Source organism: Ktedonobacteraceae bacterium (assembly GCA_035653615.1).
Classification (GTDB): domain Bacteria; phylum Chloroflexota; class Ktedonobacteria; order Ktedonobacterales; family Ktedonobacteraceae; genus DASRBN01.
The window spans coordinates 26,024-37,573 of sequence record DASRBN010000018.1 but is presented as its reverse complement, the minus strand read 5'-3'; the positions used below and the strand labels follow the sequence as shown (position 1 = coordinate 37,573).

Below are 11,550 nucleotides of genomic sequence, written 5' to 3'. Positions count from 1 at the left end.
CTCCTACTTTACGAAAGAGGCGATGATGGGCGAGACTAATGTGCGCAAATCGGCGCTTTTCATCGCAATCGAATGTGTGGTACTTCCAGGATTAAAGTTTACCACATCGTTCTCGAAAAGGCTTTCATCGAAGTAAGTCGGAAGCCCCAATATGTTGCCGAAAGGTGGGACGCTGCCCATTTTGACGTGCGCGACGCGCTCGGCCTCTTCCTCTGTGGCAAATCTCAGGTTGCTTACATGCAATATGGCGCGTACGCGCTTCCAGTCAATCTGCCTGTCGGCGGGCAAAACGAGCAGATAGTAGTTGTCTTTGCCTCGCACGATCATGGCTTTGGCCCCGGTTTTGAGCTCCGCACCGCGAACCCTGGCTGCCTGTTCGCTTGTACGCACGGGTTCGTGTTCCGTGAGCCTGTAGGGGATATGATGCTCTTCTAAGAGCGCCAGGATTTGTTCAAATACGCTCATGCTACTGATCCGTCCGTTCTTTGCGTGATTTTGTTGTTGCTTATACTAGCAAATATCCTGCTATATCTCAAGCAACCGGCACTCCAGGGATTCCTCAGCAGCCCGTCAGTTCAGATGGGGTGGCCCAGGATGAATGAGGGGGCAGCGAAGAATCTCTGCCCCCTCATTCATCCTGGGCCATGTCATTCTGAGCGCAGCGAAGAATCTCTGTCCAGCCCCTGGGGAATCATCAGAACAATACTCTCCCATAGAAGTATACTACGTGGAGCTCGTCCGCAAGCAGCGCCATCTTCGAAACAGGGAATGTAATATCCACCCAGGCATGTTTGTATATATGGATATGAGGGATAATGGTTGTTCATAAACTACCGTGGTAAGGGACGCGGGGCCGATCAATCGGCGCTGGGCGCGATGAATCGGCCCCTACGGGAGAGCCGTAGGGCCGATTCATCGCCGGATTGCCGGACTATTTATCAAAACTCATTATGAGATTGACGAAGATTAACAGATGGTAGGGTCGTTGATGGCTGGCACTCTTACCCTCACTTGGCTGTAGCGGCCCCCAAACCGATATGATACAATATTTCTAATCTAGTACAAACGTTACACTCATACACTAATTGATTAGCCAGGAGACCATTGATTATGCAGAAACAAACAGGAACAGTAGATGTCAAGCGCGCTTTCCCGGAGATGCTCAAGGGCGGAGTGATCTGCGATGTGGTGAACGCGGACCAGGCGCGTATCGCGGAAGAGGCCGGAGCATCCGCGGTGATGGCACTGGAGCGCGTGCCGGCGGATATTCGCGCGCACGGTGGCGTCGCGCGCATGAGCGACCCCGAACTCATTATTCAGATTAAAGAGGCGGTTACTATTCCGGTGATGGCGAAGTGCCGCATTGGGCATTTTGTCGAGGCTGAAATTCTCCAGGCCATCGGTGTAGATTGCATCGATGAGTCCGAGGTGCTGACCCCGGCGGATGAACGTTTCCATGTCAATAAGCATCTCTTCCCCGTTCCATTTGTGTGCGGGGCGCGCGACCTTGGCGAGGCGCTGCGGCGTATCGGCGAGGGAGCGGCTATGATTCGCACCAAGGGCGAGGCCGGAACGGGCAACATCGTCGAAGCAGTGCGGCATATGCGAGCAATTATGGACGGAATTCGCCGCCTGCAAATGCTGCCAGAAGAAGAGTTGATGACCGAGGCCAAGAATCTTGGCGCGCCATACGAGCTGGTGCGCGAGGTCGCGGAAAAAGGCAAGCTGCCGGTCGTGAACTTCTCCGCGGGCGGCGTGGCGACACCGGCTGATGCCGCATTGATGATGCGTTTGGGAGCCGAGGGTATCTTTGTTGGCTCAGGCATTTTTAAGTCGGGCAATCCGCTAGCGCGCGCCAAGGCGATTGTGCGCGCGACGACTCATTTCCAGGACCCTGAAATCCTGGCCGAGGTGTCCAGAAACCTGGGTGAGCCGATGGTAGGTATTAACCTGGATCAACTGCCCGAGCAGGAACTGATGGCACGGCGCGGATGGTGAAACGGTAAAGGTTTTCTACATCATGCATCCCAGTCAGGTTCCTGGCTGGGATGCATGATGTAGAAAACCTTTACGAAGGCAGGTATACTATGACAACGTCAAACTCAAAAACAGTGCGTATCGGTGTATTGGCATTGCAGGGTGATTTTGAGGCCCATATGAAAATGCTCGCCGAACTCGGAGTTGAGGCAAAAGCTGTTCGACTACCGGTGCATTTGGACGAATTAGATGGTATAATAATACCAGGTGGTGAAAGTACCACGATTGGCAAGTTGATGGTGTTGTACGGTTTGCAGGAACCGATACGACAAAGGATTCGGGAAGGCTTCCCCGTTTGGGGAACCTGTGCAGGATTGATCTTACTAGCGCGGGAGACGGAAAACGCACTCGCAGGCCAGCCTTTGCTGGCCACTCTGGATATTCGCGTTCGTCGTAATGCGTTTGGCAGCCAGCGGGAAAGTTTCGAGACTGATCTTTCTGTGCCGGTATTAGGAGAAGCGCCATTCCACGCATTCTTCATCCGCGGCCCCGTCATCGAGGAGGTAGGCCCGGAGGTAGAGGTGCTGGCAACGCTCGACGATGGATCCATCGTCGCCGTCCGTCAAGGACCCATACTCGGTACGGCATTTCACCCGGAGGTTTCGGGAGACCCACGTTTCCATAACTACTTTCTCCGCATAGTACAGAGCGTCAAGGGGTGACATTGACGAGGACTTTGCCCCAACTGGACGCGGGAGCACTGGATGATACGACCGGTACTATACGTTGATCTGCCGGGAATCATCTACGCCATTGACCGCCGGGCTCGCAGCAAACAGCACGAGTTTGCCAACTTCGTATGTTGGCTCGAACCGGAGGAAAATCGTATTCTCCTGCCGCCTATCCTGAGAAACATCTTCCCACTCAACCCGGCCTCACGCACATGGATCTGTGAGAATCACTGGCATATCTTAGGATTCGGCCAGGTGCGAGAGCGTCCATCCGGCATGACATGGGACCTCTCGTATCTTGCTTCGATGGTTAATAGCAGCATTCCCAGCGATGAAGTGCTGACGGCGCTGCTTGATTATATTCTGGAGATCGCAGCAACGCATGGCATTCTCCGTATTTTTGCAAAGGTTGACGATGAAATTCCAGAAATGGAGCTTTTCCAGAAAGCTGGTTTTCAGCGTTACGCCCGTCAATTGACGTATGTCTTCGACCCAACAGTGGAATTGCCAATGAGCGATTCCGGTGAGGGGGAGACAGAAGCTTCCGAGGGGGCGGCCACAAGTGTTGCCGCTACGGATGGCGCGTCAGAGGCATGTGACCAACCTGCGGGTTCAATTAGACGGAACCCACCTTCACTACGACGCTGGAATCGCCACCACGTGTGGGGATTGCACCAACTTTACAAGGCCACAACCCCGCAACGGGTACAGATGGCGGAGATGTTGGAGAAGAGTGAAGAATTTGCGAAGCTTTACGTCGGCTCGCTGCGTCCGTTGCCATCGTTTCTTTCGCGGGGCGATGAGAACTACGTGTACGATGCTGGCGTTCGATTAGGCGCCTGGCTGCGTATCCGCCGGGGACAAGGACCGGGGCCGCACCAGGTCTCGCTTATCGTACATCCTGAACATACCGAGCTGGCTGAACCCATCATCCGGTTTGGTATGCGCCGGCTTTTGGAAGGAAGCACGCGCCCCATCTATTGCCAGGTGCGGGAATACGACTCCTTCGTTATAACCGCTCTGCGTTCCAGCGGCTTCGAGCAAGTCTCGACCAGGGCATTGCTCGTGCGGCACATAGCGATGCTGGCTATGAACCCGCGCACCGTTCCCGCAATGGAGCAACGAGTGGCCTACGGAGTGAAAGGGCTGGGAACAGTCAATTCACGCCAGTCAATGAGGTGATAGAACTGCCTATGCAACAAATGATCACTGACGATCTGGAAGCTCTGCTGGTTGCTTTGCCACCGGAGATCCACGACGCGGTCAATCGGCTCGACAACCGAAGCGAACTGCTAGAGATCGTAATGGACCTGGGGCGCTTGCCCGAGGGACGGTTCCCAGAAGGGGAGGTGATCCTAAGTACTCAGCCAGTGACCTACGCCGATCTCGAATACGTGGTCGAGCGTATCGGTGAATTTGGTGACGACAACCGCGCCGGTATCGAGCGCACCCTGCATCGTATCAGCGCATTACGCAATCGAAAAGGTAAAATAGTCGGCCTGACCTGCCGTATTGGTCGCGCGGTACTCGGCAGTATCGCCCTCATTCGTGATATTGTCGAGCAAGGCCAATCCATCTTGATACTCGGTCGCCCTGGTGTGGGCAAAACCACTCTGCTGCGTGAAATCGCCCGCGTTCTGGCGGACGAAGCCAACAAGCGCGTGGTGGTGGTAGATACATCCAATGAAATTGCCGGTGATGGGGATATCCCGCATCCTGGCATCGGGCGAGCGCGCCGCATGCAGGTGGCTCGCACGGCGGAACAGCACGCTGTGATGATCGAGGCAGTGGAAAACCATATGCCGCAGGTCATTGTTATAGACGAAATTGGTACCGAGCTGGAGGCCGCGGCCGCCAGAACTATCGCGGAACGCGGCGTGCAGCTGGTCGCGACCGCGCATGGTAATTCGCTGGGCAACCTGCTCGTAAACCCGACCCTCTCGGACCTGGTGGGCGGCATACAAACCGTCACCCTGGGCGACGAGGAGGCGCGGCGGCGCCACACGCAGAAGAGTATCCTCGAGCGTAAAGCGCCTCCGACTTTCGATGTGGTCGTCGAACAACAGAGCTGGCAGGAACTGATCGTCCATCGCGATGTCGCGGATACCGTGGACAGCATGCTGCGCGGTCAGACCATTGTAGCCGAGGAGCGCACGCGAGATGAGGAGACGGGGCGTGTGAGTGCCCGCCGTATTACTTCGGGCGGCATGGATGTGCCAACCTGGGGTATCGAGGGCTTCGGCGGCGGTATAGCGCGCTCGCCGGGTTCCGCCAGCACTTTTGATCGCTCCAGCCCTTACAGTCCTGCCTGGGGAGGCAATGGGGGTGGAAATACGGTTCGGCGCATGCCCCAGCAGGGAGCGCGTGAAACCAGTGGCAGCAATCGCAATCAACAACTACAGGTAAGGGCGCTGGCGCCTACCGGTACTGCTCCTGGTGAGGTACAGCGACAGAACGGTGGCGGATTTGTCGCAGTTGAACGGGAGCGACCACAGTTGCTCTCGGAGGGTATCTACGCGCCTGACGAGGCGGAGGAGCGCCTGCCGATCATGAAGACGCTCCGCATCTACCCGTTTGGGGTCAGTCGCGACCGCCTGGCGGAGTCCGCGCGCCAGCTGCACGTACCCATCATTGTGACCAACAACCAGGCTGATGCCGATGCGATTATCACGCTGAAAAACTATTATCGCCGCCAACCGGAACGCTTGCAGGAAGCGGAAGATGATCGCAAAATGATCATCATCCTGAAGAACAATACGGTCGCCCAGATGCAGCATGCCCTGGCGCGCATCTTCGACCTGCCCGTCGATACCTCGGCGGAGGAAGACGGGGATGAAGCGGACGACGAGAGGAGTTCTCCGGTCTCCGACGATCAAACCATGCGGGCGCTGTTAGAGACGGAAGACGCCATTCACCAGGTTCTCAACAAGGGCCTGACGACGGCTGAACTTGCTCCCGCCAATGCCTATATCCGTAGATTGCAGCACCAGATGGCGACTCGCTACAACCTGATCTCGCGCAGCCGTGGGAAGGAACCCAACCGCCGGGTGAAGATTTTCCGCTCGCGGGAATCATAATATCCGAAATCAAGAAGGGAAACGAGGCCATGACCTCCATCAGGTGCGGGTCATGGCCTCGTTTCCTTTTTGGAGTGACTACAAGAAGAATTGCTCGACACAAACCGGTAACTCGGGCACGATTCGAGACGGCAATACCTGCTCTGCACGGAAGATGCCGGCCGAATAGTATTCCCCGTTTTCTAATATCATTACTTCAATGGTGCGGTCGGTGGGCTTCACAATCCAATACTCAGGCACGCCATAGCGGGCGTAGACTTCATACTTGCTGATCCGATCCAGGGTAGCAGTGCCTGGAGACGCAATCTCTACCACCAGGTCGGGCGCGCCGATAATCCTCTTCGGTCCCACTTTATGCAGGTGCGCATTGAGCAAGACGACGACATCAGGCTCAAACACATCCTTTGGGCCTAATTCTACATCTACGGGGCCTGGGAAAACACGACCGCGACCGGCAAGCTGAATATGCATCATTAAGTAGTAAGTCAACCATCCTGAGATTGATTGATGATTTGGGGTGGGCGCAGGTGTCATAAGCAGGACGCCATTTACAATTTCGTAACGCTGCCCATCATCGGGGAGCGCGGCATAATCATCGTATGTCCAGGAGCCTTGCCGGGGCCCTGGCACCCAATCAGCAGGAGTAACTACTGATAGTCCTTCATTCGTTGTCATAGTCGCCTTGCCTTTCTCTACGGGGAAAGGGTTATTTCTGGAAACACCGGTTTATTTGCTCTTTACTATATCCTAAACATCGCTATCCTGTCTATAAGTTTCCAGAAGATGGACCGAGATTTCTTCCCCGTTCGCTGCGCTCAGGGCTTCGGCTCCTGCGCTCAGAATGACAGGCCCCGGACACAACCGGCTGTGTCCGGGGCCTGTCATTCTGAGCGCAGTGAAGAATCTCGCGTGCTCCTGAGGCCGCGTGGGATCCGCTCGTCCTGGGGAATGCTGGGAATCACCAGGAATTGACGCTCACCCCTGGGGTAACAGGGGCAGTACGCGCTGTTTCAATTGCTCGGCAATCATTTCGATGGGCTGGCTGGCATCGATGACCTGAAAACCATAGGATTCTGACATCCTATCGAATTGTTCGAGCAGCCGCGTCTGATAATTAACGAAGCTTTCGAACAGGTCGGCGCCCAGTCGCATATCCATGCCGGATTCCCAGTAATCAAAGCCGCCGCGCTGCAATACACGCGGGATCAGATCTTCGATGCCTATTTTGAGATAAAAGATAACGTCAGGCTTCAACGCCAGCCCATAAATGGAGCGAATCCATTGGGGGTCGGCTCCCCGCACAAGCGCGCGAGCTATCAGCGAATAAATGTAGCGGTCTGTCAGCACGATAAAACCGGCGCGCAGGGCCGGCAGAATCTGGCTCTCGAAGCGATCGACAAAATCGGTAGCATAGAATAGATTGAGGGTGATGGGGCCCAGCGTATGCCCCTCTTTGGCCTGTTTGAGACCGGGCCCGGCGAGCACTGAGCGCGTCATTTCGGTATCGACGACCGCGTAGCCGCTGCTCTCAAGCCAGGGACGCAGTAGTTGTAATTGTGTTGTGCGGCCTACTCCATCGGTTCCTTCAATAACGATCAAGCGACCGGGTAAGACCTCTTCACGTTCCTTCAGGTGAATGGCATCAATGCCATAAAATGCGAGTTTTGTCATAGCTATCCTCTCTGCGATGCCCCGGATGAATGCAGGCTCTTACGCAGCTTATCTCCCTACAATCTCATGCGAGGGGCGCATCTCGCGCGCCAGACCGGCCCAGGCCGATTCTTTGGCGGACGAACGTATGCGACGCACACCTTGTAGATATGGACGAATCAATTTGCGCATACGGCGCTGCTGCTCAGGAATAGGCAAGGTAGCATCCATCACCGTCAGACCAAACTCATCAATCATCGATTCGTATTCGCTTACAATACGTTCCTGGAACAGTTTGAAGCTCTCTTGCGGATCACTGCTCAATCCCAGATCCATGCCCGCCTCGTAATATTTGAGTTCAGTACGCCCGGTCAGGATACGATTCAGTGAAACTTCTAGCGGCACGCGGTAGTAAAAAGCCATGGTGGGCTTCACGGCAAAGCGGTACAATTCTCGCACCCAGCGGCGGTCCACATTGCGGGCCACGTCGCGAGCGAATGCGGTGTAGATATAGCGATCGGCGAGCACAATCGCTCCGGCCTTAAGTGGCGGAATGATATCGTGTTCTGTGCGGTCCGCGAAATCTGTGGCATGGATAAGGCTGAAAGTGGTGGGTGTGAGCAGTTGTTTTTTCTTCCCCTTGCTGGTCGTCTTTTTTACCAGGGGTGATGAATTCCATTCACTGAAGAAAACAGCGTAGCCTTCGCTAATCAGCCATTGCCGGAGCAGGGCAATCTGCGTGCTTTTCCCTGAGCCATCGACTCCTTCGACGACGAAGAGCCGCCCAGGATAGACATGTGTGCCATACGTTTCCATATTAGAGCCTTCTTCTGCCATAGTGTGTATGATCTTCATTCCGATCAGATAAGAAAAGTATAGCATGGATTATCGTGAAGCGGCTGCTCCTTGTCAAGGGCAATCAAGCGTAGAGATGGAGAATCTTTTATAGATCAGGATGCCATAATCACATGAGTTGTTGTACAATAGAACATGAGAAGAAGATTAAGCCAGTGTTCGAAATGAAACGCGAAAGGAACGATGAGCCATTAGCCTGATATTGCATGTAAACATACCGACCCCTACCGGTTACCTGGAAGGAATTCTCAAGCCAGAAGAAGACGGAATTGTACCTCGCTACACGGCGCTGGTGTGCCATCCCCATCCACTGGGCGGCGGAACGATGCATAATAAAGTTGTCTTCAAAGTCGCGCAGGCGCTACAGGCGCTGGGAATGCCGGCCTTGCGTTTCAATTTTCGCGGCGTGGGGCACAGCACGGGCACCTATGACGAGGGGCGCGGTGAGATGGACGATGTGCGGTACGCATTGGAATTTCTGAGCCGCCGCTACCCGGGCTTGCCAGTTTTGCTGGCAGGCTTTTCGTTCGGCTCATATGTTGGCCTGCGCGTCGCTGCGGTCGATGATCGTGTGCAGGCCATGATTGGCCTGGGTGTGCCAGCCCGCATGTTTGATGGAGACTACCTGCAAAATTCCCATAAACCCAAACTCATTATCCAGGGAACGAATGACGAACTGGCTCCCTACGACCTGGCCGTGCAATGGTTTGAGCGCCTGCCCGCGCCAAAAAGTATGATCGCGGTAGAGGGCGCGGATCACTTTTTCCAGGGACGCCTCGACGAAGTGCAGGCTATTATTACCAGCTTCGTCCGTAACTTCGTGCTGTGACGATTTACCCATATCACCTCTCCAGTACATCATCATAAGAGAAAGGTATGTTTTCGCTGATTGTTGCGTGATAACCAATCCATTCAAAAGCAACGAGAAGCAGTACTGGAGAGGATATGATTATGTTTGCTACAACGCCTGCACCCGAAAGTATCAAACCTGCTAGAGCCAGTACGACAGCGTCAGATTGGCGCTGGTATCATGGTATTATCTTCTACATCATAATCCAGTCAATCACTTTTGGCCTGTCGGGCCTTGTAAGCGCCATCAGGGGATCTTCGGGCAAAAGCTTACGAGAAGATTTTTTCGGTAACCCATCTTACTTCAACGACTTGAATCAGTCCATTTTCGCTCCCCCTTCCTGGGTGTTTGCTCCTGCCTGGACCATCAACAACATTGCGGTTATCTGGGGCAATTTGCGCGTCCTCAACCGGCCGGAGAAGACCTCTGGACGCGATACTTTTCTCGTCCTACAAGCCGCTTCCTGGCTGAACTATGTTGTATTCAATGCCGCTTACTTCAGTCTACGCTCACCCATCAATGCATTTATCCTTACACTCAGCATGTTTTTGCTGACCATCGCAAGCGGCTTCGTCGCCATTTTCCGCTTAAAGGATAGTCGCGCAGCCCTGTCTCTGGCGACGCTTTTCACCTGGCTTATCATCGCGCTGACCGCTGCCACGTTCCAGGCACTCTGGAATCATGATGATTTCTATGATGCGGGACCGTTCGTAGCGCCGAATCCGGCTTTGCTTAAAAAGCAGAGATAGAACAAATACGAATTTTTCCAATAGTCCTATTTTGGCCCCAAAAACAGCACACATTCCACAAGAAACATGGTACAATCTTCATGGAAGAAGTATTTCGATTTCCATAGAATTTATCTCTGGCATGTATGCCGGAAGCATAAATTGTGACAGGGAACGATGCCGTTGGGAACCCCTACCCATCGATTGATCAAACACGCGAGGTTCGCTTTATTTTATGTTGCTCTTCTGAGCCATGTTTTTCGCTATATAGCGAAGGTCAATGCGTCTCGCAGGAAATATTTCGTGCTTAACGGGCATCTTTCTCTATATCAAGCGACCGGGTATGCCAGTACTAATAAATAAAGAGAGGTTAGAGTCTCCCTATGTTCGAAGCCATGGCACAGCAACAAGTCGTTTCTCTTCATATAGAGAATCCGCCCGCATTTTCTCTCGAAAGCGCCGGTAAGAGCAAAAATTACTCCTTCACGCGCTCAAACACCCACCAGGGGAATCTTTCAGGGCCGCAGAAAGAGGAAGTTCGTGGTACTCATCATCATCGACATCTTGACAAAATTCTCGAATCCCTAGGGTTAGGCATATGGTGTTGCGACCTGCCGTTCAAGTCGCTAGGATGGAACACTATGTGCAAAAGGCACTTCGGCTTGCCACCGGATGCAGAAGTCACTATTGATATTTTTTATGAACTCTTGCATCCCGACGATCGCGCCGTGGCACAGCAGGCCATAGAGCGTTCTATCGCGGAAAATGGGCTCTTCGATATGGACTGCCGCACTACCGGAATAGATGGCCAGATGCGCTGGATACATACCAGTGGGCGCTGCTATGATGACGACGAGAGCAGGTCAAAGCATTTCGACGGCATCATTTTTGATATCACGGAACAGAAACAGGTAGAACTGGCGTTGCGCGAACAACTGGAACGTTTGAAAGTGTTTGACACGCGCAAGGACGAGTTCTTCAGCATGGCCAGCCACGAACTCAAATCGCCCATTACGAGCCTGAAGGGATACACGCAGATGTTGCAGAATCGCTTCAGGAAAGCAGGAGATGGACAGGCGCTCTACTACCTCACCATTATGGATGGGCAACTTAATAAGCTCATTGACCTGGTGAATGACATGCTGGATATTTCCAGGATACAGACGGGCAAGCTCAACTTTCGCGATACTCTTTTCGACCTTGGTATGGTTGTTCGAGAAACGGTCGAACACCTGCAAGCAACCACACCGGCACACCAGCTTATTGTTGAAGGCATAGAAAGCGCGCAGGTATATGGAGATAAGGATCGGATCGGGCAGGTACTCATCAATCTGCTGAACAATGCTATCAAATATTCTCCCTATGCCGACCGGGTGATTGTACGCATCTTTACCGATCAAGAATATGCGACGGTGAGCGTGCAAGACTTCGGCCTGGGCATTGATGAGGAACACCTGGAAAAGGTTTTCGAACGGTTCTACCAGGTGCATGGCCTGGCGAATAAAGAGTCATCGGGTCTGGGAATAGGCCTCTACATTTCCGACCAGATCATTAAACGCCATGGGGGGGCGATGCAGGTCGAGAGCAAATTGGGGGCAGGTTCCACATTCAGCTTTACTTTGCCTCTTTCGCGGAAAGACATTCCCTCTGCTTGATTGTTAAGAGGGCGATCACGAGAATGA

11 protein-coding genes are annotated in these 11,550 nt (G+C 53.6%); 7 read left to right on the top strand and 4 right to left on the bottom strand.

Annotated elements, in window-relative coordinates:
* Window positions 1–3: 3 nt before the first annotated feature.
* Complete coding sequence (locus VFA09_09495; GenBank protein ID HZU67502.1) at window positions 4–465, bottom strand: YbaK/EbsC family protein; 462 nt, start codon at window positions 463–465, stop codon at window positions 4–6.
* Window positions 466–1,110: 645 nt separating this feature from the next.
* Here VFA09_09495 and pdxS point away from each other — a divergent pair.
* The 4 genes from pdxS (at window position 1,111) to VFA09_09475 (ending at window position 5,785) form a co-directional block, all read left to right on the top strand.
* Entirely contained in the window at window positions 1,111–1,998 is an 888-nt protein-coding gene (pdxS, locus tag VFA09_09490; GenBank protein ID HZU67501.1) for a pyridoxal 5'-phosphate synthase lyase subunit PdxS, read from the top strand.
* Window positions 1,999–2,087: 89 nt separating this feature from the next.
* Window positions 2,088–2,699, top strand: coding sequence for a pyridoxal 5'-phosphate synthase glutaminase subunit PdxT (gene pdxT / locus VFA09_09485; GenBank protein ID HZU67500.1), 612 nt, complete (start codon window positions 2,088–2,090; stop codon window positions 2,697–2,699).
* A 42-nt stretch (window positions 2,700–2,741) separates the two neighbouring features.
* A complete protein-coding gene (locus VFA09_09480; protein ID HZU67499.1) occupies window positions 2,742–3,890 on the top strand; it encodes a hypothetical protein in 1,149 nt (382 codons plus the stop codon).
* An 11-nt stretch (window positions 3,891–3,901) separates the two neighbouring features.
* Complete coding sequence (locus VFA09_09475; protein HZU67498.1) at window positions 3,902–5,785, top strand: R3H domain-containing nucleic acid-binding protein; 1,884 nt, start codon at window positions 3,902–3,904, stop codon at window positions 5,783–5,785.
* 78 nt (window positions 5,786–5,863) lie between these two features.
* Here VFA09_09475 and VFA09_09470 read toward each other — a convergent pair whose 3' ends face one another.
* The 3 genes from VFA09_09470 to VFA09_09460 all read right to left on the bottom strand — a co-directional run bounded on the left by VFA09_09470 (window position 5,864) and on the right by VFA09_09460 (window position 8,251).
* Window positions 5,864–6,460: a Uma2 family endonuclease gene (locus tag VFA09_09470; protein ID HZU67497.1), complete on the bottom strand. Its 597-nt coding sequence runs from the start codon at window positions 6,458–6,460 to the stop codon at window positions 5,864–5,866.
* Window positions 6,461–6,760: 300 nt separating this feature from the next.
* Window positions 6,761–7,456, bottom strand: coding sequence for a dTMP kinase (tmk, locus tag VFA09_09465; protein HZU67496.1), 696 nt, complete (start codon window positions 7,454–7,456; stop codon window positions 6,761–6,763).
* A gap of 48 nt (window positions 7,457–7,504) precedes the next feature.
* The gene (locus VFA09_09460) at window positions 7,505–8,251 is read right to left on the bottom strand and encodes a thymidylate kinase (protein ID HZU67495.1); all 747 of its coding nucleotides are present in this window, start codon (window positions 8,249–8,251) and stop codon (window positions 7,505–7,507) included.
* Between the two features lie 241 nt (window positions 8,252–8,492).
* Here VFA09_09460 and VFA09_09455 point away from each other — a divergent pair, with 241 nt between their 5' ends.
* From VFA09_09455 to VFA09_09445, 3 genes are all read left to right on the top strand, one after another.
* Window positions 8,493–9,119 carry an alpha/beta fold hydrolase gene (locus tag VFA09_09455; protein HZU67494.1) on the top strand — a complete coding sequence of 209 codons (627 nt, stop codon included), beginning with the start codon at window positions 8,493–8,495 and terminating at the stop codon, window positions 9,117–9,119.
* A 122-nt stretch (window positions 9,120–9,241) separates the two neighbouring features.
* Window positions 9,242–9,889 (top strand): TspO/MBR family protein, encoded by a 648-nt coding sequence (locus tag VFA09_09450; GenBank protein ID HZU67493.1) that lies wholly within the window; start codon window positions 9,242–9,244, stop codon window positions 9,887–9,889.
* Window positions 9,890–10,251: 362 nt separating this feature from the next.
* Window positions 10,252–11,523 carry an ATP-binding protein gene (locus VFA09_09445; GenBank protein HZU67492.1) on the top strand — a complete coding sequence of 424 codons (1,272 nt, stop codon included), beginning with the start codon at window positions 10,252–10,254 and terminating at the stop codon, window positions 11,521–11,523.
* The last annotated feature ends 27 nt before the right edge of the window (window positions 11,524–11,550 follow it).

What these genes read in the sequence shown, in the direction of transcription:
- VFA09_09495 (HZU67502.1), bottom strand. Translation starts at nt 465, where the DNA reads ATGAGCGTATTTGAACAAATCCTGGCGCTCTTAGAAGAGCATCATATC.
- VFA09_09475 (HZU67498.1), top strand. Translation starts at nt 3,902, where the DNA reads ATGCAACAAATGATCACTGACGATCTGGAAGCTCTGCTGGTTGCTTTG.
- VFA09_09460 (HZU67495.1), bottom strand. Translation starts at nt 8,251, where the DNA reads ATGGAAACGTATGGCACACATGTCTATCCTGGGCGGCTCTTCGTCGTC.
- VFA09_09445 (HZU67492.1), top strand. Translation starts at nt 10,252, where the DNA reads ATGTTCGAAGCCATGGCACAGCAACAAGTCGTTTCTCTTCATATAGAG.
- VFA09_09480 (HZU67499.1), top strand. Translation starts at nt 2,742, where the DNA reads ATGATACGACCGGTACTATACGTTGATCTGCCGGGAATCATCTACGCC.
- tmk (HZU67496.1), bottom strand. Translation starts at nt 7,456, where the DNA reads ATGACAAAACTCGCATTTTATGGCATTGATGCCATTCACCTGAAGGAA.
- pdxT (HZU67500.1), top strand. Translation starts at nt 2,088, where the DNA reads ATGACAACGTCAAACTCAAAAACAGTGCGTATCGGTGTATTGGCATTG.
- VFA09_09470 (HZU67497.1), bottom strand. Translation starts at nt 6,460, where the DNA reads ATGACAACGAATGAAGGACTATCAGTAGTTACTCCTGCTGATTGGGTG.
- VFA09_09450 (HZU67493.1), top strand. Translation starts at nt 9,242, where the DNA reads ATGTTTGCTACAACGCCTGCACCCGAAAGTATCAAACCTGCTAGAGCC.
- pdxS (HZU67501.1), top strand. Translation starts at nt 1,111, where the DNA reads ATGCAGAAACAAACAGGAACAGTAGATGTCAAGCGCGCTTTCCCGGAG.